The organism is Raineyella sp. W15-4, from assembly GCF_033170155.1.
In the GTDB taxonomy this organism is placed as follows: Bacteria; Actinomycetota; Actinomycetes; order Propionibacteriales; family Propionibacteriaceae; genus Raineyella.
Map to the genome: position 1 here is coordinate 698,598 of NZ_CP137079.1, position 26,446 is coordinate 725,043.

At 70.2% G+C, this 26,446-nt stretch carries 36 protein-coding genes; 27 read left to right on the forward strand and 9 right to left on the reverse strand.

Annotated elements, in window-relative coordinates:
- Positions 1-19 precede the first annotated feature (19 nt).
- Both R0145_RS03195 and treY read right to left on the reverse strand, forming a co-directional pair.
- Positions 20-739 carry a DsbA family oxidoreductase gene (locus tag R0145_RS03195; RefSeq protein WP_317838974.1) on the reverse strand — a complete coding sequence of 240 codons (720 nt, stop codon included), beginning with the start codon at positions 737-739 and terminating at the stop codon, positions 20-22.
- Between the two features lie 45 nt (positions 740-784).
- Entirely contained in the window at positions 785-3,058 is a 2,274-nt protein-coding gene (gene treY, locus R0145_RS03200; protein WP_317838975.1) for a malto-oligosyltrehalose synthase, read from the reverse strand.
- A gap of 92 nt (positions 3,059-3,150) precedes the next feature.
- Between treY and R0145_RS03205 the strand changes: the two genes are divergently transcribed.
- Both R0145_RS03205 and R0145_RS03210 read left to right on the forward strand, forming a co-directional pair.
- Positions 3,151-3,993, forward strand: coding sequence for an aldo/keto reductase (locus R0145_RS03205; RefSeq protein ID WP_317838976.1), 843 nt, complete (start codon positions 3,151-3,153; stop codon positions 3,991-3,993).
- A 101-nt stretch (positions 3,994-4,094) separates the two neighbouring features.
- Positions 4,095-5,045, forward strand: coding sequence for a cation diffusion facilitator family transporter (locus R0145_RS03210; RefSeq protein ID WP_317838977.1), 951 nt, complete (start codon positions 4,095-4,097; stop codon positions 5,043-5,045).
- Positions 5,046-5,055: 10 nt separating this feature from the next.
- Here R0145_RS03210 and R0145_RS03215 read toward each other — a convergent pair whose 3' ends face one another.
- Entirely contained in the window at positions 5,056-5,574 is a 519-nt protein-coding gene (locus R0145_RS03215; protein WP_317838978.1) for a SixA phosphatase family protein, read from the reverse strand.
- Between the two features lie 100 nt (positions 5,575-5,674).
- The gene (gene serB / locus R0145_RS03220) at positions 5,675-6,547 is read right to left on the reverse strand and encodes a phosphoserine phosphatase SerB (RefSeq protein WP_317838979.1); all 873 of its coding nucleotides are present in this window, start codon (positions 6,545-6,547) and stop codon (positions 5,675-5,677) included.
- Between the two features lie 528 nt (positions 6,548-7,075).
- Between serB and rpsJ the strand changes: the two genes are divergently transcribed.
- The 25 genes from rpsJ (at position 7,076) to R0145_RS03345 (ending at position 20,875) form a co-directional block, all read left to right on the forward strand.
- Positions 7,076-7,384, forward strand: coding sequence for a 30S ribosomal protein S10 (gene rpsJ / locus R0145_RS03225; protein WP_091414454.1), 309 nt, complete (start codon positions 7,076-7,078; stop codon positions 7,382-7,384).
- Between the two features lie 14 nt (positions 7,385-7,398).
- Positions 7,399-8,070 (forward strand): 50S ribosomal protein L3, encoded by a 672-nt coding sequence (rplC, locus tag R0145_RS03230; protein ID WP_317838980.1) that lies wholly within the window; start codon positions 7,399-7,401, stop codon positions 8,068-8,070.
- Positions 8,067-8,750, forward strand: a complete 684-nt coding sequence (gene rplD / locus R0145_RS03235) for a 50S ribosomal protein L4 (protein WP_317838981.1) — start codon at positions 8,067-8,069, stop codon at positions 8,748-8,750. The genes rplC and rplD overlap by 4 nt, the downstream gene beginning before the upstream one ends.
- Positions 8,747-9,058 (forward strand): 50S ribosomal protein L23, encoded by a 312-nt coding sequence (gene rplW, locus R0145_RS03240; RefSeq protein WP_317838982.1) that lies wholly within the window; start codon positions 8,747-8,749, stop codon positions 9,056-9,058. Before rplD ends, rplW begins: the two co-directional genes overlap by 4 nt.
- A gap of 34 nt (positions 9,059-9,092) precedes the next feature.
- Positions 9,093-9,929 (forward strand): 50S ribosomal protein L2, encoded by an 837-nt coding sequence (gene rplB / locus R0145_RS03245; protein ID WP_317838983.1) that lies wholly within the window; start codon positions 9,093-9,095, stop codon positions 9,927-9,929.
- 21 nt (positions 9,930-9,950) lie between these two features.
- A complete protein-coding gene (gene rpsS, locus R0145_RS03250; RefSeq protein WP_317838984.1) occupies positions 9,951-10,232 on the forward strand; it encodes a 30S ribosomal protein S19 in 282 nt (93 codons plus the stop codon).
- A gap of 21 nt (positions 10,233-10,253) precedes the next feature.
- The gene (gene rplV / locus R0145_RS03255; protein WP_317838985.1) at positions 10,254-10,673 is read left to right on the forward strand and encodes a 50S ribosomal protein L22; all 420 of its coding nucleotides are present in this window, start codon (positions 10,254-10,256) and stop codon (positions 10,671-10,673) included.
- 2 nt (positions 10,674-10,675) lie between these two features.
- Positions 10,676-11,488: a 30S ribosomal protein S3 gene (gene rpsC, locus R0145_RS03260; protein ID WP_317838986.1), complete on the forward strand. Its 813-nt coding sequence runs from the start codon at positions 10,676-10,678 to the stop codon at positions 11,486-11,488.
- 5 nt (positions 11,489-11,493) lie between these two features.
- Positions 11,494-11,913: a 50S ribosomal protein L16 gene (rplP, locus tag R0145_RS03265; protein ID WP_317838987.1), complete on the forward strand. Its 420-nt coding sequence runs from the start codon at positions 11,494-11,496 to the stop codon at positions 11,911-11,913.
- The gene (gene rpmC / locus R0145_RS03270; RefSeq protein WP_317838988.1) at positions 11,913-12,206 is read left to right on the forward strand and encodes a 50S ribosomal protein L29; all 294 of its coding nucleotides are present in this window, start codon (positions 11,913-11,915) and stop codon (positions 12,204-12,206) included. Before rplP ends, rpmC begins: the two co-directional genes overlap by 1 nt.
- On the forward strand, positions 12,203-12,490 hold the full coding sequence (gene rpsQ / locus R0145_RS03275; protein WP_317838989.1) for a 30S ribosomal protein S17: 288 nt from the start codon (positions 12,203-12,205) through the stop codon (positions 12,488-12,490). The genes rpmC and rpsQ overlap by 4 nt, the downstream gene beginning before the upstream one ends.
- Positions 12,491-12,554: 64 nt before the next feature.
- Positions 12,555-12,923, forward strand: a complete 369-nt coding sequence (rplN, locus tag R0145_RS03280; protein WP_153571267.1) for a 50S ribosomal protein L14 — start codon at positions 12,555-12,557, stop codon at positions 12,921-12,923.
- A gap of 1 nt (position 12,924) precedes the next feature.
- Positions 12,925-13,302 carry a 50S ribosomal protein L24 gene (gene rplX, locus R0145_RS03285; RefSeq protein WP_317838990.1) on the forward strand — a complete coding sequence of 126 codons (378 nt, stop codon included), beginning with the start codon at positions 12,925-12,927 and terminating at the stop codon, positions 13,300-13,302.
- Positions 13,302-13,931 carry a 50S ribosomal protein L5 gene (gene rplE, locus R0145_RS03290; RefSeq protein WP_317838991.1) on the forward strand — a complete coding sequence of 210 codons (630 nt, stop codon included), beginning with the start codon at positions 13,302-13,304 and terminating at the stop codon, positions 13,929-13,931. Before rplX ends, rplE begins: the two co-directional genes overlap by 1 nt.
- 7 nt (positions 13,932-13,938) lie before the next feature.
- Positions 13,939-14,124, forward strand: a complete 186-nt coding sequence (locus R0145_RS03295) for a type Z 30S ribosomal protein S14 (protein WP_317838992.1) — start codon at positions 13,939-13,941, stop codon at positions 14,122-14,124.
- A 185-nt stretch (positions 14,125-14,309) separates the two neighbouring features.
- Complete coding sequence (gene rpsH, locus R0145_RS03300) at positions 14,310-14,717, forward strand: 30S ribosomal protein S8 (protein WP_317838993.1); 408 nt, start codon at positions 14,310-14,312, stop codon at positions 14,715-14,717.
- 26 nt (positions 14,718-14,743) lie between these two features.
- Positions 14,744-15,286: a 50S ribosomal protein L6 gene (gene rplF / locus R0145_RS03305; RefSeq protein ID WP_317838994.1), complete on the forward strand. Its 543-nt coding sequence runs from the start codon at positions 14,744-14,746 to the stop codon at positions 15,284-15,286.
- Positions 15,287-15,288: 2 nt separating this feature from the next.
- Positions 15,289-15,672: a 50S ribosomal protein L18 gene (gene rplR / locus R0145_RS03310; protein WP_317838995.1), complete on the forward strand. Its 384-nt coding sequence runs from the start codon at positions 15,289-15,291 to the stop codon at positions 15,670-15,672.
- Between the two features lie 27 nt (positions 15,673-15,699).
- Positions 15,700-16,308: a 30S ribosomal protein S5 gene (gene rpsE, locus R0145_RS03315; protein ID WP_317691086.1), complete on the forward strand. Its 609-nt coding sequence runs from the start codon at positions 15,700-15,702 to the stop codon at positions 16,306-16,308.
- Positions 16,308-16,490 carry a 50S ribosomal protein L30 gene (rpmD, locus tag R0145_RS03320; RefSeq protein ID WP_317838996.1) on the forward strand — a complete coding sequence of 61 codons (183 nt, stop codon included), beginning with the start codon at positions 16,308-16,310 and terminating at the stop codon, positions 16,488-16,490. The genes rpsE and rpmD overlap by 1 nt, the downstream gene beginning before the upstream one ends.
- A 2-nt stretch (positions 16,491-16,492) precedes the next feature.
- Positions 16,493-16,933 (forward strand): 50S ribosomal protein L15, encoded by a 441-nt coding sequence (rplO, locus tag R0145_RS03325; protein ID WP_317838997.1) that lies wholly within the window; start codon positions 16,493-16,495, stop codon positions 16,931-16,933.
- A gap of 305 nt (positions 16,934-17,238) precedes the next feature.
- Entirely contained in the window at positions 17,239-18,543 is a 1,305-nt protein-coding gene (gene secY / locus R0145_RS03330; RefSeq protein ID WP_317838998.1) for a preprotein translocase subunit SecY, read from the forward strand.
- Positions 18,540-19,112, forward strand: a complete 573-nt coding sequence (locus R0145_RS03335; RefSeq protein WP_317838999.1) for an adenylate kinase — start codon at positions 18,540-18,542, stop codon at positions 19,110-19,112. The genes secY and R0145_RS03335 overlap by 4 nt, the downstream gene beginning before the upstream one ends.
- A complete protein-coding gene (gene map, locus R0145_RS03340) occupies positions 19,113-19,958 on the forward strand; it encodes a type I methionyl aminopeptidase (protein ID WP_317839000.1) in 846 nt (281 codons plus the stop codon). It begins immediately after the preceding gene.
- Between the two features lie 116 nt (positions 19,959-20,074).
- On the forward strand, positions 20,075-20,875 hold the full coding sequence (locus R0145_RS03345) for a hypothetical protein (protein ID WP_317839001.1): 801 nt from the start codon (positions 20,075-20,077) through the stop codon (positions 20,873-20,875).
- 96 nt (positions 20,876-20,971) lie between these two features.
- Here the strand turns inward: R0145_RS03345 and R0145_RS03350 are convergent, their stop codons facing one another.
- The 5 genes from R0145_RS03350 to R0145_RS03370 form a co-directional block, all read right to left on the reverse strand.
- Positions 20,972-22,780: a SufS family cysteine desulfurase gene (locus R0145_RS03350; RefSeq protein WP_317839002.1), complete on the reverse strand. Its 1,809-nt coding sequence runs from the start codon at positions 22,778-22,780 to the stop codon at positions 20,972-20,974.
- On the reverse strand, positions 22,767-23,684 hold the full coding sequence (locus R0145_RS03355) for a family 2A encapsulin nanocompartment shell protein (protein WP_317839003.1): 918 nt from the start codon (positions 23,682-23,684) through the stop codon (positions 22,767-22,769). Before R0145_RS03355 ends, R0145_RS03350 begins: the two co-directional genes overlap by 14 nt.
- A 91-nt stretch (positions 23,685-23,775) precedes the next feature.
- A complete protein-coding gene (locus tag R0145_RS03360; RefSeq protein ID WP_317839004.1) occupies positions 23,776-25,293 on the reverse strand; it encodes a TQXA domain-containing protein in 1,518 nt (505 codons plus the stop codon).
- 151 nt (positions 25,294-25,444) lie between these two features.
- Positions 25,445-25,897 (reverse strand): thioredoxin family protein, encoded by a 453-nt coding sequence (locus R0145_RS03365; protein ID WP_317839005.1) that lies wholly within the window; start codon positions 25,895-25,897, stop codon positions 25,445-25,447.
- Between the two features lie 34 nt (positions 25,898-25,931).
- Positions 25,932-26,402, reverse strand: coding sequence for a DUF4395 domain-containing protein (locus tag R0145_RS03370; protein WP_317839006.1), 471 nt, complete (start codon positions 26,400-26,402; stop codon positions 25,932-25,934).
- Positions 26,403-26,446 lie beyond the last annotated feature (44 nt).

Here is a 26,446-nt window from a genome sequence, read left to right on the forward strand (position 1 = left end):
TCGATGGAACGCGCGCCGATCAGGCGCAGCCCTCCGGGCCACAGGCCGGGGCGTCACCGGTGTCGATGCTGATGAAGTTGCGAGGGGCCGGATGGCCCTCCTCCCAGACCTTCTGCAGGGCCTGGGCGAACAGCTCGGTGGGCTGCGCGCCGGAGACGGCGTACTTGTCCTCCAGGACGAAGAACGGCACCCCGGTGACCCCGATCGAGCGCGCGGTCCGGAAGTCGGCCAGCACCTCGGCGCAGATCGCATCGTCGTCGAGGGCGGCGCGGACGGCCTCCTCGGTCAGGCCGTGCCGGATGCCGATCGCTACCAGGACCTCGGGATCGCTGATCGCCTCGCCGCGGACGAAGTGTGCATTCAGCAGGTCGTCGTCGACCGCGGCGACGTCGATGTCGGGCGTACGTCGGGCGAGGTGCAGCAGTTGGTGGCCGCGCAGCGAATTGGCCGGCACCAGCCGGTCCCAGTCGTACGTCAGGCCGACGGTGGCCGCCTGCTCCGACACCGCCGCCAGCATCTGCTCCACCTGTCCGGCCGGCATCCGCTTGACCTCGGCGAGGTACTCCGCCTCACTGCCGTCGTAGCGCTCCGGCAGGTCGGGATCCAGCTGGTAGGACCGCCAGGTGACGCGGACGTCGGCGCGGTGCGGGAAGGCGGCCAGCGCCGCCTCGAACCGCCGCTTGCCGATGTAGCACCACGGGCAGGCGATGTCGGACCAGATGTCCACGCGCAGGGTCATGTCGGCCTCTCTCGTCCTCGTGCGGTCCTCGCCCGGCTGCCGTTCTCACTGCCGGACCAGCAGGCCCACCGGGTAGTCGGCGAGGATCTCCGCTAGGGCGACCGTACCCGACCACTCCAGACCGTGCAGTTGTCCGCGGTAGCTGCCGTCGAGGTGCAGCACCGTGTCCCGCCAGCCGCCCTGGTGGGTGAGACCGTACGGCAGCCGGGTGGCCAGGGTGATCGCACCGCCGCGGTCGAAGGCGACCAGGTGCTCGGCGGCCGGCCCTTCGGCGTGCACCGGGGTGTAGCCGGTGAACAGCTCGGGACGCTCCCGGCGCAGCCGGAGTGCCCGGGAGGTGACCCACAGCTTCGCCGCGCCGGTGGCGTCCAGCGGTGGGGCCTCGGTGCGGTGCAGCAGGCCGGCGCAGGCGGCGAAGTCGACCGGCCGGCGGTTGTCGGGGTCCACCAGCGACTCGTCCCACAGCTCGGTGCCCTGGTAGACGTCGGGGACCCCCGGCATGGTGAGCTGGACGAGTTTCTGGCCCAGCGAGTTCGACCAGCCGGGGCGGGCGACCAGGCCGAGCAGCGTACGCATCAGCTCCACCGTGTCCGGGTCGTCGTAGGCCCGGTCGATGGCGTCGTGGACCTCCTTCTCGAACTCCTCGTTCGGGTCGGTCCAGCTGGTCTGGTCCGAGGCCTCCCGCATCGCCTTGGTGGCGTACGCCTGCATGCGTTCCCGGGAGATCGGCGCCGCCCCGACGAAGGTCTGGGCGAGCAGGTAGGCCAGCGGCCGGTTGGCGATGTCCATCCGTTCCACCACCCGCTGGGCGAACGGCCCCCAGATGTCGCCGATCTCGGCCAGTACGTTGAGCCGGCCCCGGACGTCCTCGCTGCGCTTCGTGTCATGGGTGGACAGCGAGGTCATCGACTCCGGCCAGCGGGCCTGTCGGTGTGCCATCCGCCGGTGGAACTCCTCGACCCCGATGCCGAAGGTGCCGGGATCGCCACCGACCTCGTTCAGCGCGATGAACCGGGAATAGCGGTAGTAGGCGGTGTCCTCCACGCCCTTGGCCATCACCGCTCCGCAGAACTGCTGGAACCGGCGGGCCACCTCGTCGGCCGGGTCGTGCAGGCGGTCACCGATCGCGTCGATCACCTCGGCCAGGTCGGGGCGTGCCGCGGCCGCGGCCCGCTCGGCGGCGATCAGGTAGCCGTCTCCCTGGGGCAGGTAGGAGCGATAGACCTCGAAGCGGGCCGCGATCTCGGCCAGCGCCGACTCCAGCGGCTCGGCCTCCAGCTCCGGGGCGAGCCGGGCGATCCGGTGCCGCTCCGCTTCGAGCAGCTCGTAGGCCGCGTTGAGCTTGCCCTCCAGGATGTGGTCGGCGATGCCGACCTGGTCCCCGGTGATCGAGGTGTAGATCCGGGAGAACTGCTTCTCGGCGGCCGGATCGAGGAACACCGCCCCGGCGTCGAACATCGCGTCGTACCCGCTGGTGCCCTGGATCGGCCAGGTCGGCAGGTGCTCGCCGCGCTCCAGGATCTTCTCGCCCACGATCCAGGCGTCCGGCGCCAACTCCCGCAGCCGGACGAAGTAGCCGCCGGGGTCGCACAGCCCGTCGGGGTGGTCGACCCGCAGGCCGTCGACCTGCCCGTCGGCGATCCACCGGGCGATCCGGGCGTGCGTGGCGGCGAACACCTCGGGGTCCTCCTGGCGGATCCCGGCCAGGGTGGTGACGGCGAAGAAGCGCCGGTAGGTGATGTCGGTGTCACCGCGTCGCCAGGAGATCAGCCGGTAGTGCTGCCGCCCGTGGACGGCCGCCGCCGAGTCCCCGGGATGCCAGCTGCCGTCCGCCACCGGGTAGCGATGGCCGAAGTAGTCCAGCTCGGCCCCGTCCTCGGTCACCACCAGGGCGAGGTTCTCGTCCCGGTCCTCCCCGAGCACCGGCAGCAGGATCGGGAAGCGGCTCCAGTCGATGTCGTACCAGGCGGCGTACGGTGAGTCCCTGCCCTCCTTCAGCACGCTCCACCAGCTCGGGTTCTGGTCGGGCTCGGCGATGCCGAGATGGTTGGGGACGATGTCGACCACGATCCCGATCCCGGCCGCGTGGGCGGCCTCGACCAGTTCCGCCCAGCCCTGCTCGCCGCCGCGCTGGGGGTCGATCCGGGTCGGATCGACGCAGTCGTAGCCGTGCTCCGACCCGGCGGTGGAGGAGAGCAGGGGAGACAGGTAGAGCGCGCCCACCCCGAGGTCCCGCAGGTAGCCGACCATCGCGGTGGCCTGCCGCAGGGTGAAGTCCCGGGTGATCTGGAGTCGGTAGGTCGAGGTGGGGGTGCGCACAAGTTGTCCTTCCGTCGATCCCCCCACACAGTATCGGGCGAAGGAGTCTGCGTAGGGTGGAGACGTCGACACCCCTGACCGAGGAGACCTCCATGCCTGCTCCCCAGCTCGCCCCGACCGTCCCGCTCCGCAGCGGCGGTGCCATCCCGCTGCTCGGGCTCGGCACCTGGCCGATGACCGGTGCGGCCTGCACCGAGGCCGTCGTCACCGCGCTCGAGACCGGTTACCGGCTGCTCGACACCGCGGAGAACTACGAGAACGAGGCGGCGGTGGGGGCCGGGGTGCGACAGGCCTCGATCCCCCGGGAGGAGGTGTTCGTCACCACCAAGTTCAACCGGAAGTGGCACGGCCGGGACCTGGTCCGGCCGGCCCTGGAGGCCGCACTGGAGCGGATGGGCCTCGACTACGTCGACCTGCTGCTGATCCACTGGCCGAACCCCGACCAGGGCCGCTACCTGGAGGCTTTCGAGGGGATGCTGGCCGTCCAGCAGGCGGGTCTCACCCGGGCGATCGGCACCTCGAACTTCACCGAGCCGTTCCTCACCGACCTGTTCGCCCACGGGTACGTGCCGGAGGTCAACCAGATCGAGCTGGACCCGACCCGGCCGCGTCGTGACCTGGTCGCCATCCACCGCGAGCACGGGATCGTCACCGGCGCCTGGAGCCCGCTGGGGCGCGACCACCGCGACGAGCTGATGGCCTCGGCGGCGGTGCTGGACGCCGCCCGTACGCTGGGGCGGACGACCGCCCAGGTGGTGCTGCGCTGGGAGGTCCAGCAGGACTTCGTGGCGGTTCCGAAGTCCGCCGATCCGCGCCGCCAACTGGAGAACCTGTCGCTCTTCGACTTCACCCTGTCGGCGGAGCAGATGGCGGCGATCGGGGCGCTGGAGGACCCGCAGGCGGACCTGCTCGATCCGCTTCGCTTCTGGCACTGATCCGCTCCGCCTCTGGCACCGGGATTTCCTGAGCCTCACCTGCCTTTCGCCAGCCTTCCCTCGCTACCGGGACGGCCGCGCGGCGGTTACTCTCGCACCACATGAGCACCTCTGTGACCGCCGCGCAGGCCGTCGACACGCGCATCCTCCGCCGCTTCATGTGGCTCTCCGTGGCCGCCGCCCTGGCCACCATGGCGATCAAGGGGGGCGCCGCGGTGTTGACCGGGTCCGTCGGCCTGCTGTCCGACGCGATGGAGTCGATGGTCAACCTCGCCGCCGCCCTGATCGGCGTCTGGGCGCTGCGGCTGGCGGCGAAGCCCGCCGACCAGGGTCACCCCTTCGGCCACGGCAAGGCGGAGTACTTCTCCTCCCTCGCCGAGGGATCGATGATCCTGGTGGCCGCGACGCTGATCATCTACACCGCGGTGCAGCGGCTGATCGCCCCGCAGCCGGTGGCCCAACTCGGGCTGGGCCTGCTGCTCGCCACCGGGGCGTCGGTGATCAACCTCGCGGTGTCGATCGTGCTGCGCCGGGCCGGCCACCGACACCGGTCGATCGCCCTGGAAGCGGACGGCAAGCACCTGATGACCGACGTATGGACCTCCGTCGGCGTCCTGATCGGCATCGGACTGGTGGCGCTGACCCACTGGCAACCCCTCGACCCGATCGTCGCGATCCTGGTGGGCGGCAACATCCTGGTCACCGGCTGGGGACTGTTGCGGCGCTCCGGGACACTGCTGCTCAGCTCGTCCCTCGACCCTGAGGACATCGCCCGGATCCGGGCGGTGGAGGACACCTTCGCCGCGCGTGAGCCGGTGCACTTCCTGGCCAACCAGACCGTCCAGCAAGGACAGCTCGCGGTGGTGCACTCGTTCCTGTGCGTCCCGGACGAGTGGACGGTCGGCCGGGCCCGGGGGCTGGCCGAGGAGGTCAAGGCGGCGATCACCGGCGTGCTGCGGCGCAGCGACGTGTACGTCCACGTCCAGTCGCATTCCTCCCACGATGTGCCGGAGGAGCCGTTGCCGGGCAAGCCGGGGGCGCCGCGCAGCTGAACCGACGGTCTCAGCAGACCGCGGGCGTCGCGTCGGAGCCCATGGTGCCGACGAGGCGGACGCCGTCGCGGTCTCCCTCGGCGAGCGCTGACCAGGTGCCGGGCAGCTCGATCTCGGTGACCGAAGCGGCCGGGAAGGCGCAGCGCTGGGCGTCAGCGTCACCGTGGCCGGCGTCGTACGCCAGCTCGGCGGCCAGCGCGGGCAGACCGGGGGAGTGGCCGACCACCAGCAGTGCGGTCACCTCGTCCTCGATCTCGCCGATCCGCTGCAGCAGTGTCTCGACATCGGCCTGGTAGAGCGCCTCCTGGAACTCCAGCCGGGGCGCGCCGGGCAGGGCCAACCCGGCGACGGTCTCCCGGCAGCGCTCGGCGGTTGAACTCATCACCACGCCGATCCCACGATCGGCCAGCAGCGCCCCGGCCTCGGCGGCCTGCCGGCGGCCGAACGCGCTCAGCGGCCGATCCCTGTCCGCGGCGGGGGAGCGCGCCTCGACCTGGCCGTGGCGGATCAGATACAGGTGACGTCGCATACCCCCCAGGGTACTCGACGGCCCGACCGGCCTCGGCGAGATGGTCCCCCGGTGCCAGGACCGTGGGTCAGGGGTCCGGACGTCTCGGGTGTCCGGCAGCTCAGATGTCCAGCAGCCCGCACAGGGCGTCGAGGCGGTGGAAGGTGATCTGTGCCGGGGCCTGGGCACGGACCACCGGCTTGGCGCAGAAGGCCACCCCGAGGGCGGCGGCGGCGATCATCGCCAGGTCGTTGGCGCCGTCGCCCATCGCGACCGTACGGTGCGGGTCGGCGCCCACCGCCGCGGCGTACGTCCCCAGCTGGCGCTCCTTGACCCGGCGGTCGACCACCTCGCCGAGGGTGCGGCCGGTGAGCCGGCCGGACCCGTCGACCTCGAGCCGGTTCGCTCGGACCAGTTCGATGCCGAGCCGGGCGGCGAGTGGGGCGACGATCTCGATGAAGCCGCCGGAGACCAGCCCGATGTGCCCGCCGCGGCGCTGCACCGTGCGGACCAGTTCCTCCGCGCCGGGGGTGTAGCTCACCCGGGCGGCGACGTCGTCGAGGACGGTGACCGGCACTCCCGCCAGGGTGGCCACCCGGGCGGCGAGGCTCTCGGCGAAGTCGATCTCGCCGCGCATCGCCTGCTCGGTCACCCGGGTCACCTCCTCGCGCGATCCGGCCGCGTCGGCGATCTCCTCGATCACCTCGCTGGTGATGAAGGTCGAGTCGACATCCATCACCACCAGGTCCGGGCCGTCCAGCAGTGGGCCATGGATGACCGCTCCGGAGATGCCGTACGCGGTGGTCACCGGGCGGACGTCGACCGGAGCCGGGGCCTCCCCCTCGAGGTAGACCGCGCGCCAGGCGGCCTCCTCGCGGTGGCGTACGCCGGTGGCGCCGGGGAACAGGGCCCGCGCCGCCGCCACGGCGTCCTCGGGGATCTCGGTGTCGCTGACCAGGGCCAGCCGCTGGGGCACGGAGGGGCGCTGCTGCACGCTCCGACCCTATCGTGGGGGCGGTGCGGCCCCGGACGCCGTCCGCCGGTCCTGGTGCCGCCGCGGACAGGTCAATTTGCCCGATCCGGCCAGAGATGACAACATAGTGGGGTTGCTCCGACAGGGCAGCAGGTGTCATCTACATTCCATAGGGTCTCCACGCAGAGTCGCCGGCCGATTTTCCGGCGGGTGAGGTGGGAGTCGGTCCCGGTCGAGGGGCCCAGGGCATGGATGATGGCACACGCTGTCCGGCCGCCGCGTTCGCGGGTGCGGCTCGGACACCGGGGATGCCGGCATCTGGTGATGCGCAGTATCGACTCCCGGTGTACGAGGCGTCAGACCCGGGACACGGATCAGGAACCAGGGGAGATCTGGGTCCTGTTCTGTCCCGGATACGCGACACGCCCGACCGCGTGGGTCGCTCGATCGTCGTGATCGTGCGGGTCTCCCGGCCAAAGCGGGCGGGGAGTGACGGAGACCGGTACTGCTCACCCGAGCGGCCGCCGAAGCACGAGAGAAGGACGAACTGTGGCGGGACAAAAGATCCGCATCAGGCTGAAGGCCTATGACCACGAGGTCATCGACTCCTCGGCGCGCAAGATCGTCGACACGGTGACGCGGACTGGTGCCCAGGTTGCCGGCCCGGTGCCGCTGCCCACGGAGAAGAACGTGTTCTGTGTGATCCGTTCGCCGCACAAGTACAAGGACAGCCGCGAGCACTTCGAGATGCGTACGCACAAGCGGCTCATCGACATCATCGATCCGACGCCGAAGACGGTCGACTCGCTGATGCGGCTCGACCTGCCCGCCGGTGTCGACATCGAGATCAAGCTCTGAGGGACGTCTGAATCATGAGCACTGAACGCAAGGTGAAGGGTCTGCTGGGCACCAAGCTCGGCATGACCCAGGTCTGGGACGCCGACAACAAGATCGTCCCGGTGACCGTCATCCAGGCCGGTCCCTGTGTGGTGACCCAGGTCCGCACCCCCGAGGCCGACGGCTACTCCGCCGTCCAGCTCGGCTACGGCGCGGTCAAGCCCACGAAGGTCACCAAGCCGATGGCCGGGCACTTCGAGAAGGCCGGCGTGACGCCGCGCCGGCACCTGATGGAGCTGCGCACCACCGACGCCGCCGAGTACGAGGTCGGCCAGGAGCTGGCCGCCGACGTCTTCGCCGACGGTGAGTACGTCGACGTCACCGGCATCACCCGGGGTCATGGCACCGCCGGTGTGATGAAGCGGCACGGCTTCAAGGGTCTGGGCGCCGGCCACGGTGTCCACCGCAAGCACCGCTCGCCGGGTTCCATCGGTGGTTGCTCCACCCCGGGTCGCGTCTTCCGCGGTCTGCGGATGGCCGGCCGGATGGGTGTGGACAAGAAGACGGTGCAGAACCTCAAGGTCCACGCGGTCGACGTCGAGAAGGGCCTCATCCTGGTCAAGGGCGCGATCCCGGGTACCAAGGGTGGCCTGGTCGTCCTCCGCAGCGCCAACAAGAAGGCTGCCACGGAAGGGAAGGCCGCATGAGCACCCTGACCATCGACGTCCTGGACGCCCAGGGCAAGAAGGCCGGCACCGCTGATCTCCCCGCCGAGATCTTCGACGTCGAGCCGAACATCGCGCTGATCCACCAGGTCGTGATCGCCCAGCTGGCCGCTGCCCGTCAGGGCACCCACAAGGTCAAGACCCGCGGTGAGGTCTCCGGCGGCGGCAAGAAGCCGTGGCGCCAGAAGGGCACCGGCCGCGCCCGCCAGGGCTCGATCCGTTCGCCCCAGTGGACCGGTGGTGGCGTCGCGCACGGCCCGCAGCCGCGTTCGTACGCCCAGCGGACCCCGAAGAAGATGATCGCCGCGGCGCTCTACGGCTCGCTGACCGACCGGTTCCGCGACGGCAACCTGCGCGTCGTGACCGGCCTCGGGGTGGCCGAGAAGCCGTCCACCAAGACCGCCGTCGCCGCCCTGGCCACCGTGTCGGAGGCCCGCAAGGTGCTCGTCGTGGTCACCCGCGACGAGGAGATCACCCGGCTGAGCCTGCGCAACGCCGTCGGCGTGCACCTGCTGGTCCCCGACCAGCTGAACGCGTACGACGTGCTGAACGCCGACGACGTGGTGTTCACCAAGGCTGCCCTGGACGCCTTCGTCGGCACCCGCAACGCCGAGCCGGAGGCCGTCGAGGTCGCCGCTCAGGTCGAGGAGGAGCAGAAGTGAACGAGCCGCTGAAGATCCGGGTCCACCACGACGTGCTGATCGCCCCGGTGGTCTCCGAGAAGAGCTACGGCCTGATCGACCAGAACAAGTACACCTTCCTGGTGGACCCGGACGCCAACAAGACCGAGATCAAGATCGCGGTCGAGAAGGTCTTCGGGGTCAAGGTCATCGCGGTGAACACGATCAACCGCCTGGGCAAGTCGCGCCGGACCAAGTTCGGCACCGGCAAGCGCCCCGACACCAAGCGGGCGATCGTCACGGTCGCCGACGGCCAGCGCATCGACATCTTCGGAGGCTCGGTCGACTGACCGGGACTCCTCGCTGAGACAAGGAACGCATCCTATGGGTATCCGTAAGTACAAGCCGACAACTCCGGGCCGCCGCGGCTCGTCGGTTGCCGACTTCGTCGAGCTGACCCGGTCGACGCCGGAGAAGTCGCTGCTCGTCGCGAAGCCGAAGACCGGTGGCCGTAACAACAACGGCCGGATCACCACCCGCCATATCGGTGGCGGGCACAAGCAGGCCTACCGCCTGATCGATTTCAAGCGCTACGACAAGGACGGCGTGCCGGCCAAGGTCGCGCACATCGAATACGACCCGAACCGCACCGCCCGGATCGCGCTGCTGCACTACGCCGACGGCGAGAAGCGCTACATCATCGCGCCGAAGGACCTCCAGCAGGGGGCCCAGGTGGTGGCCGGTGAGGGCGCCGACATCAAGCCCGGCAACAACCTGCCGCTGCGCTCCATCCCGGTCGGCACCACGGTCCACGCCGTGGAGCTGCGCCCCGGTGGCGGCGCCAAGATGGGCCGGTCCGCCGGCGCGTCGGTGCAGCTGGTCGCCCGCGAGGGCAAGAAGGCCACCCTGCGTCTGCCGTCGGGCGAGATGCGGATGGTCGACGTACGCTGCCGCGCCACCGTCGGTGAGGTCGGCAACGCCGAGCAGTCGAACATCGACTGGGGCAAGGCCGGCCGCAACCGCTGGAAGGGCAAGCGCCCCACCGTCCGCGGTGTGGTGATGAACCCGATCGACCACCCGCACGGTGGTGGCGAGGGTCGTACCTCCGGTGGCCGTCACCCGGTGTCCCCCTGGGGCAAGCCCGAGGGCCGTACCCGGGACAAGAACAAGGCCAGCAACCGCGACATCGTGCGGCGTCGCAAGTCCGGCAAGAAGCGCTGATCGAGGAAGGGAAGGTAGAACATGCCTCGCAGTCTGAAGAAGGGCCCCTTCGTCGACGACCACCTGTGGAAGAAGGTGGACGCGCAGAACGAGAAGGGCACCAAGAGTGTCATCAAGACCTGGTCGCGCCGCTCCATGATCCTGCCGGACATGATCGGGCACACCATCGCGGTGCACGACGGTCGCAAGCACGTGCCGGTGTTCATCACCGACGCCATGGTCGGCCACAAGCTGGGTGAGTTCGCGCCCACCCGGACGTTCAAGGGCCACATCAAGGACGACCGCAAGTCGCGCCGTCGCTGAGACCGAGGAAGTTGAGAGCCAATGAGCAACACTGACAAGGCACGGCCGAGCCGTCGCGCGGCCCTGCTCGGCGATCGCCCCGGTAACTACGCGATCGCCAAGCAGGTCCGGATGTCGGCGCAGAAGGTCCGCCGAGTGGTCGACATGGTCCGCGGGATGGACGTCACCGTCGCCCTGGACACCCTGAAGTTCGCCCCGCAGGCCGCCGCCCAGCCGGTCGCCAAGGTGGTGGCCTCGGCCGCCGCCAACGCCGAGAACACCGACGGCCTGCGCCGCAACGACCTGTACATCTCGCAGGCGTTCGTGGACGAGGGCATGACGATGCGTCGGATCCGACCCCGCGCCAAGGGGTCGGCCAGCCGCATCCTGAAGCGTTCCAGCCACATCACCGTCGTCGTCGAGCCTCGCTCGACCACCGAGTCCCAGAAGAAGGAGGCCTGAGCATGGGTCAGAAGATCAACCCGAACGGCTTCCGTCTCGGTATCACGACCGACCACGTGAGCCGCTGGTACGCCGACAAGCAGTACGCCGAGTTCGTCGGTGAGGACACCAAGATCCGCGAGTGGATCCACTCCAACCTCGAGCGCGCCGGCATCTCCGACGTGGAGATCGAGCGCCGCTCCGAGCGGGTGACCATCTACCTGTACGCCGCGCGTCCGGGCATCGTCATCGGCCGCAACGGCGCCGAGGCGGAGCGGGTCCGCGGCCAGCTGGAGAAGCTGACCGGCAAGCAGGTGCAGCTGAACATCCTCGAGGTCAAGGACCCCGACACCGATGCCCAGCTGGTCGCCCAGGGCGTGGCCGAGCAGCTCGGCGCCCGGGTGGCGTTCCGCCGCGCGATGCGCAAGGCGCAGCAGTCGGCGATGCGCGCCGGGGCCAAGGGCATCCGGATCCAGTGCTCCGGTCGTCTCGGCGGCGCCGAGATGAGCCGCTCGGAGTTCTACCGCGAGGGCCGGGTGCCGCTGCACACCCTGCGTGCCGATGTCGACTACGGCTTCTACGAGGCCCGGACGACCTTCGGCCGGATCGGTGTGAAGGTGTGGATCTACAAGGGTGACGTGTCCGGGACCCGGGCCGAGCGGGCCGCCCAGAAGGCCGCCCGTCAGAACGCCAACCAGCGCCAGCGCCCGGCGCGCGGTGGCCGTGGCCGCGGGGATCGCCCCGACCGCGGTGGCCGTCGCCGCCAGGATGCTGCGGCAGCCCACAACGCCCCGCAGGGCGAGGCTGCCTCCGCGACCGAGACCGCAGGAGCCTGATAGCCATGCTGATTCCCCGTCGAGTGAAGTACCGCAAGCAGCACCACCCCACGCGCCGCGGCGCGGCCAAGGGTGGCACCGAGCTTGCCTTCGGTGACTACGGCATCCAGGCCCTGTCCAACGCCTACGTCACCAACCGGCAGATCGAGTCCGCTCGTATCGCCATGACCCGTCACATCAAGCGTGGCGGCAAGGTCTGGATCAACATCTACCCGGACCGTCCGATGACCAAGCACCCCGCCGAGTCCCGGATGGGATCCGGCAAGGGCACCCCGGAGTGGTGGATCGCGAACGTCAAGGCCGGTGCCGTGATGTTCGAGCTCGCCGGTGTTCCGGAGGAGGTGGCGCGCGAGGCCCTGCGCCTGGCGATCCACAAGCTCCCGATGAAGGCGCGCTTCATCAAGCGCGAGGCAGGTGAGAACTGATGGCGAACACCACCAGCGCAGCCGATCTGCGCCAGATGAGCCGTGAGGCCCTCAACGAGAAGGTCGTGGAGCTGAAGAAGGAGCTCTTCAACCTCCGCTTCCAGCACGCGACCGGCCAGCTCGAGTCGCACGGCCGGCTGCGGGAGGTCCGCAAGGACATCGCCCGGATCTACACGGTGCTGCAGGAGCGCAACCTCGGGATCGTGGACGACCCGGACCAGGCCAAGGCGGACCCGGCCGACGAGGCCGCTGTGGCAACCCGAGCCGAGAAGGATGAGAAGGCAGACGCATGAGCGAGCAGACCCAGACCGAGGCCGGCGCCGGTGAGCGCGGTCGCCGCAAGGTGCTGACCGGCTACGTCGTCAGCGACAAGATGCAGAAGACCATCGTCGTCACCGTCGAGGAGCGCAAGAAGCACTCCCTCTACGGCAAGGTGATGCGTCAGACCGCGCGGTACAAGGCCCACGACGAGAACAACGAGGCCGGCATCGGTGACCGCGTTCGGATCATGGAGACCCGCCCCACCTCGCGTACGAAGCGTTGGCGTCTCATCGAGATCGTCGAGAAGGCCAAGTAACCACATCGAGTTCCACCAGGCCCTCGGCAACGGGGGAACCGGTGGGACAACCAGGAGATAGAAGATGATCCAGCAGGAGTCGCGACTGAAGGTCGCCGACAACACTGGTGCAAAGGAGTTGCTTTGCATCCGTGTTCTCGGTGGCTCCGGTCGTCGCTACGCCGGCCTCGGCGACACCATCGTCTGCACCGTGAAGGACGCCATCCCCGGTGGCAACGTCAAGAAGGGTGAGGTCGTCAAGGCCGTCGTGGTCCGTACCGTCAAGGAGACCCGTCGCCCCGACGGCTCGTACATCAAGTTCGACGAGAACGCCGCCGTCATCCTGAAGAACGACGGGGAGCCCCGCGGCACCCGCATCTTCGGCCCGGTCGGCCGTGAGCTGCGCGACAAGAAGTTCATGCGCATCATCTCGCTCGCTCCGGAGGTGATCTGAGATGGCAGCCCAGAAGAAGCTCCATGTGAAGAAGGGTGACCGCGTCAAGGTCATCTCCGGCAAGGACAAGGGCACCGTCGGCGAGATCATCGCCGTCGACCCGACCCGCGAGCGGGTCACCGTGCAGGGTGTCAACATCGTCAAGCGCCACCTCACCGACCGCCAGTCCGGCGGCCGGGTCGAGAAGGGCGGCATCGTCTCGTCCGAGGCGCCGATCCATGTCTCGAACGTGCAGCCGGTGGTGAAGAAGGACGGCGCCGAGGTCGTCACCCGCATCGGCCACAAGCGCGAGAAGGTCACCCGGACCCGGGCCGACGGCTCGACGTACGAGGCCTATCGCAGCGTCCGGATCGCCAAGGCCACCGGGGAGGAGTTCTGATGTCGCCGACCGCTACCGAGACCACCCACGTGGCGCCCCGGCTGAGGGCCAAGTACCGCGAGGAGATCGTCCCGGCACTGCAGGAGCAGTTCCGGTACGCCAACCCGATGCTGATCCCCGGTCTGGTGAAGATCACCGTGAACATGGGTGTCGGCGACGCCGCCCGTGACTCCAAGGTGATGGACGGTGCGCTCAAGGACCTGACCGCGATCACCGGTCAGAAGCCGCAGGTCACCAACGCCCGCAAGTCGATCGCCCAGTTCAAGCTCCGCGAGGGCCAGGCGATCGGCGCCCACGTCACCCTGCGGGGCGACCGGATGTGGGAGTTCCTGGACCGGCTGCTCACCCTGGCGCTGCCGCGGATCCGCGACTTCCGCGGGCTGAACCAGTGGCAGTTCGACGGCAAGGGCAACTACACCTTCGGTCTCACCGAGCAGGTGATGTTCCACGAGATCGACCAGGACAGGATCGACCGCACCCGTGGCATGGACATCACCGTCGTGACCTCGGCGGCCAATGACGAGGAGGGTCGGGCGCTGCTCAAGCAGCTCGGCTTCCCCTTCAACGACAACCCGAAGAAGGCCAGGGCCAAGGCCAAGGGCCCGCGCTACTCCCGTGGGAAGAAGTGAGTGACTGATGGCAAAGACCGGTCTGAAGGTCAAGCAGTCCCGCAAGCCGAAGTTCGGCGTCCGGGCCTACACCCGCTGCCAGAAGTGCGGCCGGCCGCACTCGGTGTACCGCAAGTTCGGCCTGTGCCGGGTGTGCCTCCGCGAGATGGCGCACAAGGGCGAGCTGCCGGGCGTCACCAAGTCGTCCTGGTGAGTCCCACGTACGCGGTGTGCACCGCCCCCGGGCCCCGGCTGCAGGCCGGGACCGGTGAGCGGGCGGGCGCCGCGTACGGGGGCCACTCACCGGCACCGCACCGCATCCCACGATTTTCAACTTCCACCGCCGCAGGTCCGGAGCACCGCCCCGGAAACCGCAGTGAGAAAGAGGCTTCCTGAGCCATGAGCATGACCGATCCGATCGCAGACATGCTGACGCGTCTGCGTAACGCCAACCAGGCGTACCACGACGAGGCGTCGATGCCCCACTCGAAGATCAAGGCGGGCATCGCCGAGATCCTCAAGCAGGAGGGCTACATCGCCGACTACGCGGTCACCGAACCCGCCGAGGGCGAGGTCGGCAAGACCCTGACCGTGACGCTGAAGTTCGGCGAGGAGCGCGAGCGTTCCATCGCCGGCGTCCGCCGCATCTCCAAGCCGGGTCTGCGGGTCTACGCCAAGTCGACCAACCTGCCGAAGGTCCTCGGGGGCCTGGGCATCGCCATCATCTCCACCTCGCAGGGTCTGCTGACCGACCGTGAGGCCAAGGCCAAGAGCGTGGGTGGGGAAGTCCTCGCCTACGTGTGGTGACGGACGAGACCGAGAGGAGATAACACATGTCCCGAATCGGAAGGCTCCCGATCACCGTCCCGTCCGGCGTCGAGGTCACCCTCGACGGCCAGCAGGTCACGGTCAAGGGTCCGAAGGGCGAGCTGGAGCACCGCGTCGCCGAGCCGATCACCATCAGCCGTAACGAGACCGGCGAGCTGGTCGTCGCGCGTCCGAACGACGAGCGTCTCAACCGGTCGCTGCACGGCCTGACCCGTACCCTGGTCAACAACATGGTCACCGGGGTGACCCAGGGCTACGTCAAGAAGCTCGAGATCCAGGGCGTCGGCTACCGCGTCCAGGCGAAGGGGCCGACCCAGCTCGAGTTCAGCCTCGGCTTCTCGCACCCGGTGATCGTCAACGCCCCGCAGGGCATCACCTTCACCGTCGAGAACCCGACGCACTTCGCGGTGCAGGGCATCGACAAGCAGCTGGTCGGTGAGGTCGCCGCCAACATCCGCAAGATCCGCAAGCCCGAGCCGTACAAGGGCAAGGGCGTCCGGTACGAGGGCGAGCATGTCCGCCGCAAGGCCGGAAAGGCAGGTAAGTGACGATGGGCATCTCCCTGACGCACAACAAGAACACCGCGCCGAAGGCGGCGTCCAAGCAGCGCCGCCAGGTGCGCGGCCGGAAGAAGATCTTCGGCTCCGCCGACCGCCCCCGGCTGGTGGTGTCCCGGTCCGCCAAGCACATGTTCGTGCAGGTGATCGACGACACCCAGGGGCGTACGGTCGCGTCGGCGTCGACGATGGAAGCCGACCTTCGCGCGTTGGAGGGCGACAAGTCCGCCAAGGCCCGCCGGGTCGGGGCGCTCGTCGCCGAGCGGGCGAAGTCCGCGGGGGTCGAACACGTCGTGTTCGACCGCGCCGGCTACAAGTACCAGGGTCGTGTCGCTGCGCTCGCCGACGGTGCGCGCGAGGCCGGTCTGGACTTCTGACGGTACGACGAGAGGAATAGGAAAGCGATGAGTGAGAACCAGGGCCGCAGTGGCGGCCGTGGCGAGCGTCGCGGCCGTGACGATCGTCGGGGCCGGAACACCGAGGACAAGAACCAGTTCATCGAGCGCGTGGTGACCATCAACCGGGTCGCCAAGGTCGTCAAGGGCGGCCGCCGCTTCAGCTTCACCGCGCTGGTCGTGGTGGGCGACGGCGACGGCACCGTCGGCATCGGCTACGGCAAGGCCAAGGAGGTGCCGGCGGCGATCGCCAAGGGTGTCGAGGAGGCGAAGAAGAACTTCTTCCGCGTCCCCCGGATCCAGAAGACGATCCCGCACCCGGTCCAGGGCGAGAAGGCCGCCGGTGTGGTCATGCTGCGCCCGGCCGCTCCCGGTACCGGTGTGATCGCCGGTGGCGCCGTCCGCGCCGTGCTGGAGTGCGCCGGCATCGCCGACGTGCTGGCCAAGTCCCTCGGATCGCCGAATGCGATCAACGTGGTGCACGCCACCGAGGCCGCGCTGAAGATGCTCGAGGAGCCCGAGGACGTCGCCAAGCGCCGCACCAAGGCCGTGCAGGACGTGGCCCCGGCCGCGCTGCTGCGGGCCCGCGACGAGGCGAAGCAGGAGGTGGCTTCCTGATGGCGAAGCTGCAGATCACCCAGATCAAGGGTGTCGTCGGCGAGAAGCCGCAGATGGGGCGGACCCTGCGCGGTCTCGGGCTGCGCAAGATCGGCCAGTCCGTCGAGCAGCCCGACAACCCGGCGATCCGTGGCATGGTCCGTGCGGTCCGCCACCTGGTCACCGTAGAGGAGGTTGACTGACCATGGCGATCAAGCTGCATGATCTCCAGCCGGCCCCCGGCGCCAAGCGCGACCGGATCCGGGTCGGCCGTGGTGAGGGCTCGAAGGGCAAGACCTCGGGCCGTGGCACCAAGGGCACCGGCGCTCGCAAGAACACCCCCGAGAACTTCGAGGGTGGCCAGATGCCGATGCACATGCGGGTCCCGAAGCTGCGCGGCTTCCGGAACCCGTTCCGGGTCGAGTACCAGGTGGTGAACCTGGAGAAGCTCGTCGCCCTCTACCCGGAGGGTGGCGAGGTGACCGTCGACGACCTGGTCGCCAAGGGCGCCGTCCGCGACGGCTGGCCGGTGAAGATCCTCGGCGCCGGCGAGTTGTCGGTCGCGCTGCAGGTCACCGTCGACAAGTACTCGGCCTCGGCCAAGCAGAAGATCGAGGCCGCCGGCGGCACCGCCACGACCCGCTGATCCGCGCTCGACCAGGGCGCGTCCCTCAGACGAAGCGCCTGACACAGGGCGGCTCCCTCGGGAGCCGCCCTGTTGCGTTGTCGGGCGGGACCCCGGTCCGCCGACGGGCCGGTCCACCCGGGCAGGTCCCCGTCTGCTCGCCGTACGGATGCCTTGCGTCCGGGACCGGTTTGCCGTCGGGGCGGTAGCAGACAAGACTGATACAGTCACTGGGCACGCCTATGTGGGTGTGATGTCCGCGCGGGTGGTCCCGGCCTGGACCGGTCCGCCCCGGGCGTGTCGTCGTCGTACAAGAGAGGGGCACGGTGCTCTCCGCATTCACCAATGCCTTCCGGACACCCGATCTTCGGAACAAGATCCTCTTCACGATGGGGATCATCATCATCTTCCGGCTCGGGTCGGCGATCCCCATCCCGAACGTCAACGTCCAGCAGGTCGACACCTGCCGGGCGATGGCCACCGGTGGGGCGGCCGGCTTCGCCTCGATGCTGAACATGTTCTCCGGCGGGGCGTTGCTGAAGCTGGCGATCTTCGCCCTCGGCGTGATGCCGTACATCACCTCGTCGATCATCCTGCAGCTGCTCACCGTGGTGATCCCGCGGCTGGAGGCGCTGCGCAAGGAGGGCGGCCAGGGCCAGGAGAAGATCACCCAGTACACCCGGTACCTGACCATCCTGCTGGCGATCATGCAGTCCACCGCCTTCGTCACCCTCGCGGTCAACGACCAGCTGATCCCCGGCTGCACCGGGCTGGTCTACAACTCCGGGCTGTTCCCGATCATCGTGATGATCCTGACCATGACGGCCGGCACCAGCCTGGTGATGTGGCTCGGCGAGCTGATCACCGAGAAGGGCGTCGGCAACGGCATGTCCGTGCTGATCTTCACCTCGGTCGCGGCGCAGTTCCCCAACGGCCTCGCCTCGGTGCGCCAGTCCCGGCCCGGCTCGCAGGGCTGGGTGATCATGGGTCTGGTGATCCTGGTCGGTCTCGCCGTGATGGCCGCGGTGGTCTTCATCGAGCAGGGCCAGCGGCGGATCGGTGTGCAGTACGCCAAGAAGATGATCGGCGGCAAGCTGCGGGGCGGCACCTCGACGTACATCCCGGTCAAGGTGAACCAGGCCGGCGTCATCCCGGTCATCTTCGCCTCGTCGATGCTCTACCTGCCGGTGCTGTTCTCGACCTTCCGGCCGACGGGTGCCGCCGCCCAGTGGGTGAGCAAGTACTTCGGCTCGATGTCGCACCCGGTGTACGTCATCACCTATGCGGTGCTGATCATCTTCTTCGCCTACTTCTACGTGGCGATCACCTTCAACACCGAGGAGATCGCCGACAACATGAAGAAGTACGGCGGCTTCATCCCCGGCATCCGGGCCGGCCGGCCGACGGAGAAGTACCTCTCCTACGTGCTCAGCCGACTCACCGCGCCCGGGTCGCTCTACCTGGCGCTGATCGCGCTGATCCCGTCGGTGGCGTTCATCCTCTTCCAGGCCAACCAGAACTTCCCGTTCGGCGGCACCTCGTTGTTGATCATCGTGGGCGTCGGCCTGGACACCATCAAACAGATCGAATCCAAGCTCCAGCAGCACAACTACGAAGGGTTCCTACGATGAGGCTCCTGATCATGGGCCCGCCCGGAGCGGGCAAGGGCACGCAGGCCAAGGGCATCGCCGCCCGCTACGGCATCCCGGCGATCTCGACCGGCGACATCTTCCGGACGAACGTGAAGAACGAGACCCCGCTGGGCCTCAAGGTCAAGGAGATCATGGCCTCCGGCGGCTACGTCGGCGATGACATCACCAACGGGTTGGTCCGCAACCGGCTGGCCGAGGAGGACGCCAAGACCGGCTTCCTGCTCGACGGCTACCCGCGGACCCTCGCCCAGGTGGAGGCGCTCGACGGGATGCTCACCGAGCTCGGGGTAGCGCTCGACGCGGTCGTCTCGCTCACCGCGGACACCGACGAGGTGGTCGGCCGGCTGCTGAAGCGGGCCGAGATCGAGGGCCGGGCCGACGACAACGAGGAGACGATCCGGACCCGGCTGCGGGTCTACGACGAGGAGACCGCCCCGCTGCTGGCCAGCTACGCCGAGCGCGGGCTGGTCGTCGAGGTGGACGGCCTCGGCACCGTCGACGAGGTCGGGCAGCGGATCGCCGCCGCGCTCGACGCCGAGAAGGTCTGAGTGTTTCTCAGCAGTCGCGGCATCGAGCTGAAGACCGACGACCAGCTCCGGCTGATGCGGAGGGCGGGACTGGTCGTCGCAGACCTGCTCGACACCATCACCGCGCAGGCCCGCCCCGGCGTGACCCTGCGCGAACTGGACCGGATCGGGCGCGAGACGCTGGCCCGGCACGGCGCGGCGTCGAACTTCCTGGAGTACGGCGCCGACTCCCACGGCGAGGGCGGCTTCAAGGGCGTCGTCTGCCTGTCGGTCAACGAGGTGATCGTCCACGGGATGCCCACCGACTACCCGCTGCAGGACGGTGACATCCTGTCGGTCGACGGCGGCGCCATCCTGGACGGCTGGCACGGGGACTCGGCCCGGACGGTCCAGATCGGCACCCCGGTCGCGGCGCGGCAGACGCTCAGCGACGTCACCGAGGGCGCGATGTGGGCAGGGATCGCCGCCGCCCACCTCAACGGCCGGATCGGTGACGTCGGCGCCGCCGTCGAGGCGTACGTCGAGGGCGCCGGCCCGTACGGCATCGTCCGGGAGTACGTCGGGCACGGCATCGGCACCGCGATGCACCAGCCGCCGGACGTGCCGAACTACGGCCGGGCCGGCAAGGGGCCGCGGATCAGCCGTGGGATGGCCTTCTGCGTCGAGCCGATGGTGACCCTCGGGTCGCCGGACAACGCCGTGCTCGACGACGACTGGACCGTCGTCACCCTCGACGCCAGCTCGGCTGCGCACTGGGAGCACACCATCACCTGCACCCCGAAGGGCCTCTGGGTGCTGACCGCCCCGGACGGCGGCGAGGAGATGCTCGGCCGCCTCGGCGTGCCCTTCGGCCCGCTCGCCGACTGAACGGCCGCCGTACGCCGCCCGGCCCGCCGGCGGGTGGTGCCGGCGGCGACCGGATGGCACACTGGGCTGACATGGTCCGCGGGTAAGGGTGCGGACCGGATGCACCGGGAGGCCCCGTGCCCCGAGACGACGACCACGGCCAGGACCGCGATCCGTGGCGGCCGCTGCCGCACCGGGCGGGCGAACATCTCGGCCGTGACCTGCCCCCGGAGCCGTCACCGCTGGAGGTGATGGAGCTGATCGAGCGGCTGCGGACCCTGATCGCCCACTACTCCGGCGGATCGTACGAGATCGATCCGGCCGATCCGCTGGCCCGGGAAGCCTGCTGGGCGTTGGCCGCGGTCCTGGAGGACAAGCCGGTCCGGGACCCGGCCGAGGTGACCGCACTGTGGTACGTGGCCCGGCGGTACGCCGAGACCGGCGCCTCGCCGCGTCGGCTGGGCAAGGTCCTCGAACCGGCCGTCGTCTGGCTGTCCCCGGCCGACGAGACCGGCCTGCCGATCCGGTCCCGGTTCGCCGGGTGGATGGTGCGCTGCGGTGGGGAGCGCAGCCGGTTCGGCCCGCTGCGTGCCGCGGAGATCTACCGCACCCTGGTGCCCACCCTCTCCGGCCACGGGGTCAGCCGCGCCCGCCCGATCGAGATCTGGCAGGAGACCCTCACCGGCCTGTCCGGGCTGTGCCGGTGGGCCGGGGGCGCGCGGGGGAGACACGGAACGATCGGGCTGGAGGCCGGTCTGGCGTACGCGCGACTGGCCGCCCAGGTCGGGCGGCGGGCCGAGGCCGTGGCCTGCCTCGGCGAGCTGCACCGACAGCTGCGGAAGCCGGCCCCCGGCGAGGGACCGCACCCGAGCACCGCGCTGACCCTGCTGGACATCGAACTCGACCTGCGGATCCTGGACGCCGACCTGCCGGACTGAGCGGTGCCCCCGGCGAACGGAGCGGTGCCCGCAGGACGGAGCGGTGCCCCGGAAGCCCAGGCTCCCGGGGCACCGCAGCGTACGGTCCCGCTCAGCTCATCGCCGTGGCGACGACTCCGCGATCCGGCGGACCGCCGCCACCAGGGCGTCGGCCTCCTCCAGGGTGTTGTAGAAGGCGAAGGACGGCCGTACAGTCGCCTCCAGCCCCAATCGCCGCAGGATCGGCTGGGCGCAGTGATGCCCGGCCCGCACCGCGATGCCCTCGGCATCCAGCGCCCGGCCGACCGCCAGCGGGTCGTGGCCGGCCAGGACGAAGGACAGCACGCTCGCCTTGTGCGGTGCCGTCCCCACGATGCGGACGCCGGGGACGGCCGCCAGCCGGGGCGTGGCGTGGGCCAGCAGACGCTCCTCCCAGGCCGCGATCCGCGGCAGACCGATCCGCTCGACGAACCGCAGCGCCGTGGCCAGCCCGACGGCGTCGGCGATGTTGCCGGTGCCGGCCTCGTAGCGGTGCGGCGGTTCGCGGTAGATCGACCGCTCCAGGGTGACGTCGGCGATCATGTTGCCGCCGCCCTGCCAGGCGGGGGTCTCGTCCCACACCTGCTCGGAGAGATAGAGCACGCCGATGCCGGTCGGCCCGTAGACCTTGTGGCCGGAGAACACGAAGAAGTCCGCTCCCAGCGTGCGGACGTCCACCGGCAGGTGCGGCGCCGACTGGGCGCCGTCGACCAGCACCCGCGCCCCGGCGCGATGCGCCAGGTCGACGAGCTGCTCGACCGGGGTGACCGTCCCCAGTGCGTTGGAGACGGCCGTCACCGCGACGAGTTTGGTGCGCGGTCCGAGCAGATCGGCGAACCGGTCCAGCAGCAGGTCGCCGTGGTCGTCGACCGGGGCGACCCGGATCCGCGCACCGGTGCGGCGGGCGATGATCTGCCACGGCACGATGTTGGCGTGGTGCTCCAGGTGGGTGATGAGGATCTCGTCGCCCTCCCGGAGGTTGTGGGCGCCCCACGACTCGGCGACGAGGTTGATCGCCTCGGTCGTCCCGCGGACGAACACGATCTCCTCGTCGCGGGCGGCGCCGACAAACCGTCGTACGGTCTCCCGCGCCTCCTCGTACGCATCGGTGGCCCGGGCCGCGAGGGTGTGCGCGGCCCGGTGGATGTTGGAGTTCTCGTGCTCGTAGAAGTGCACCAGCCGGTCGATCACCACCCGCGGCTTCTGCGTGGTGGCGGCGTTGTCCAACCAGATCAGCGGACGGCCGTTGACCTCCTCGGCGAGGATCGGGAACTCCCGGCGCAGCGAGGTGACGTCGAAGATCTCCTCACCGGCCGCCCGGTCCGGCAGCGCGGGGACCGGCTGGCCGAACGGATCGGCCGGCCCCGAGGCCGGGACCGGACCCGCCGGCTCCGGCGCGACGGCCGGGTCGGCCGGCCGCGGCCGGGTCAGGAAGCCGTACACCGGGGCATCCCCCGCCGGCTCCGGGTCGATCGTGCCGGTGTAGGGCCGGTCACTCCAGCCGATGCCGGACACCGGGAGCACACCGGGGTCGAGCAGCCGGTCGACGTCACCCAGGCCGCCCGGGGCGATCGGCCCGGGCTCCAGGGGCTCGGGCTCCAGGGGCTCGGGCGCGACGGACACGAACTCCACCGGCGCCGGCCGGAGGAACTCCCCGCGAGGGGCCGGGGGGACCAGCTGCGGCGGTGAGTCGGGGCCCGGCAGGGCGCCGCTGCCGACGAGCGGCGGTACCCCGGTCGGCACGACGCCGGTCGGGGATGCCCCGGTCGGTGCCACCCCCCAGCTCTCGGCGAGGAACTTCGTGGCCAGGCCCTGGATCACCTCCGGCGAGATCGGCGGAGCGGTGTCGACGGGTCCGACGGCCGCGATCGGATCACTCGTACTCATGGAAGACATCCACCGCGACGTTGTCGAGGACGCCGAGCGCGTCGTCGGTCAGCACCGCCAGCGAGGTGTAGAGGGAGATCAGGTAGGAGGCGATGGCCTGCCGGTTGATCCCGGTGAAGCGGACCGACAGGCCGGGGCTCTGCTCGCCGACCAGGCCGGGCTGGAACAGGCCGATCACCCCCTGCTGCTCCTCGCCGGTGCGGACCAGGATGAACGAGGTCTTCCCGTCCTCCAGCGGCACCTTGTCGGAGGGGATGATCGGGATCCCGCGCCAGGTGATGAACTGCGAGCCGTACAGGCTGACGGTGACCGGCGGCACACCGCGGAACGTCGCCTCACGACCGAACGCGGCCACCGCCGCCGGGTGGGTGAGGAAGAAGCTGGGGGACTTCCACACCTTCGTGATCAGGCTGTCCAGGTCGTCGGGGGTGGGGGCGCCGGTCCGGGTCGAGATCCGCTGGTCGGGCGTGACCTGGGAGAGCAGGCCGTACTCGGGGTTGTTGATCAGCTCCGACTCCTGGCGCTCCTTGATCGTCTCGATCGTCAGCCGCAGCTGCTGGGCCACCTGGTCGTGCGGGCTGGAGTACAGGTCGGAGACGCGGGTCTGGACGTCGACGATGGTCGAGATCGGCCGCAGGGTGACCTCGCGCGGGTGGGTCTCGTAGTCCACGAACGTGTTCGGCAGCTGGTGGTCGTCGATCTGGCCGACGTCGACGGTGACCCGCTCCGGGTTCACCACTCGGTTGAGTCGGTAGATGCCCGCCTCGACCGGGGCCCAGGACAGCAGATGCAGCAGCCAGCGAGGGGTGATCGTGGAGAGCTGCGGGACCGACTTGGTCGCGTTGGCGAGTTGCCGGGCAGCGAGGTCTCCGAGTGCCTGGGACTCGGTGCGGGGTTCGGACATGTCTCCTCCGTGTTCTCTGGGTAAGGGTTTTCCTGGTGACTTGATAGGAATTCTGGGTCGGCCGGGGCGGCCGCGGGGACGGCCGGCGCGGTCAGGCGGTGCGGGCGGCCGCCCCGGTCCGTGGTCCGCCGCTCGGGGCCGGGAGACGCACCGCACCGAGGGTCTCGAGTCGGAACGTCCAGGAGTCCCGGCGGACCGCGCGGGCGCCGTGCAGCAGGGGAGTGAACTCCTCCGGCCCGCCGTGGGTCCGGGAGCCGATCAGGACCCGGGGGGCGCAGCCGTGGGACGCCGTGGCGTGCACGACCAGTCGGCCCTCCGGGGACGGGTGCTCGGTGAATCGTACGAAGAAGAGCTCGGAGGCCCGGATGCCCTCGGTGAGCGGGCGGCCCCAGACGTCGAGCACCGTCGCGGTCGGGTCGTCGGGCAGCTCGAAGGTGACCCGATGGGACGGTCCCGGCCCGACCAGGACAAACGGGCCGACTGCCCCGGGCACCGGCGGCGGGACGGCCGCGGCCCCGGCGGGCACCAGCCGGGTCCGGGCCGCGGGGAGGTCGGCACCGTCGGCCGGGACGGCCACCCGGTCGAGCAGGTAGCGGTAGAGCTGGACGACGCCCTCGGGATTCACGTACGTCGGGGTGCCGGTCAGGGTGAAGCGGAGGCTCTCCAGCCCGACCGGGACCGGGGCGGTGGCGGGGGTCGACACCACCAGTCGGTAGTGCGGGAACCCCTGGCCGATCCCGTCGGCCAGCGTCGCCCCCACCCCCAGCACGGTGTCGACATCGGTGCGTCGTCCCGCCGCGGGGGTCCGGGTCGCGGCCGGCGTCACGGTCCGTTCGCTGCCGGCCACCGGCTGCCAGCGCAGGCCGTCGTGGGAGCGTTCGAGGCGCAGGGTCAGCGGGGCGCGGCCCGAGGTCCCGACCAGGCCGACGTGGTAGCTGCCCACCTGGGGGCGCCCGTCGAAGGTGATCTCCACCGACAGCGGCCGCTCGGCGCTGACGCTGCCGGCCCAGGACGGTGCGGTCGGGTCGAGCGGCGTCCGGAGCCCGTCCACCGGTCCGGCTGCCAGTCGCAGCGGGACGCTCCGGGGCCGTACGTCGAGGTCCGCCCCGTTGGTGATGTGCCACAGCGCCGCCTGGGTGGCCGCGATCGCTTCGTGCTCGCGCAGATCAGCCCGGCCGAGCGGGTATCCCGCGGCCCGGACCCGGCGGCTCAGCTCCCCTAGCGGCACCACGGGATAGGAGTCTGCCACGATCCGGCCCAGCTCGGGCGCCGTTCGGCGGACCGCGGTGTCGGCCCGCCGGGACGGGGCGTAGCGCGAGACCGGCGTGGGTGCGAGGCCGTCCAGGTCGAGGGAATAGGCGTCGATGGTCGGGTTGAGCCGGACCAGGTCGGTGCGGACCCGTCGGCCGTCGGCCAGCCGGATCTCCTGGATCGTGGGGGAGCACAGGCCGCCGAGGTAGCGACTCAGCCGTTCGGGCAGGTCCTCGGCGTCTGCCCGGACCTCGTGGTGGACCGGGTCGAGTGGGCCGGACCAGGTCGGGACCGGAGCAGAGGGGCGGTGATCGGTCGTGAGCAGAGCAGTGGTCGTGAGCAGAGCAGGGGCGGACAAGTCCGGTGGTCCTTCCGGGAAGCGTCAGGAGCTGCCCCGGGATCGGGGTGCTCGAGCGGTGCGTGGGCGTGTGTCAACACGCCCACGGCATTCGCTTCCGCGGACAGGACATCGCCATCGGGCTGGGGCGCCGGCTCACCATCACGGGTGGCTACCGGACGGTCGCCCCGGTCGGGGCACCGACCGGCGGTTCGGGGGAGGGCTCGAGGAGGGCCAGGACGTCCGCGCGTCGCGGCTGGCCGACGATCCGGTGGGCGACCGCGCCGTCGGGGTCGAGGACCAGCACGGTCGGGGTCCGCAGGACACCGAACCGGTCGGCGAGGTCGAGCCGGCTCTCGGCATCCAGGTCGACGTACGCCACGTCCGGACGCTCCGCGGTGACCGACTCCAGCAGCGTCCGGGTCCGCCGGCACGGTGTGCACACCGAGGAGGAGAACTGGACGAAGGTCCGCGCCGTGCCGAGGTCCGCGCCGAGGTCGTCGCGGGTGAGGTGCGGGGCCCGGGAGCCGTCCGTGGCGCGGGAGCGGCCGTCGGTGGCCCGGCGGTGGAGGCCGAAGGCAGTGGCCGCCGCCAGGGCGACGAGAAGGATGACGATGCCGGTCACAAGGAGAATCCTGTCGGGGAGGGACTGCGGAGGATCAGGCGGACGGGTGGGGCGTACGGGCGCGCAGCCGCTGGATCAGCAGGTACGCCTCGCAGCCGAGGCAGAAGTCGAACGCCGCGTTGAGGAAGGCGGCGATGAGGGCGAACGCGGCGGCGATCCAGAACAACAGCGTGACGCCGGCCAGTCCACCGATCAGGGCCAGCACGGCGAAGACCAGGCCGACGACCTGGGCGAAGCGCGGCGGCGCCTCGTCCTCCAGCTCGGTGGGCGGTGCCAGCCGCGGACGGACCCAGGTCTTGTAGATCCAGCCCCATGGTTGCCGGGAGAGGCCGAAGACGGCCCCGCCGATGAAGGCGAGCGTCTGGATCGCCAGCGGGATCAGCCCCCAGGTCGGGCCGAGCACCAGGGTGAGGGCGAGCAGGACCGAGGTGATGATGGCGCCGAAGCGCGGGCCGCGCGGGTCGATCCGGGCGGGGGTGCGCGGCTGGGCGGCGGTGGTGGCCATATCTGGATGCCTCCGGGAGGTGGAGTGGTAACTGTCGATAAGCT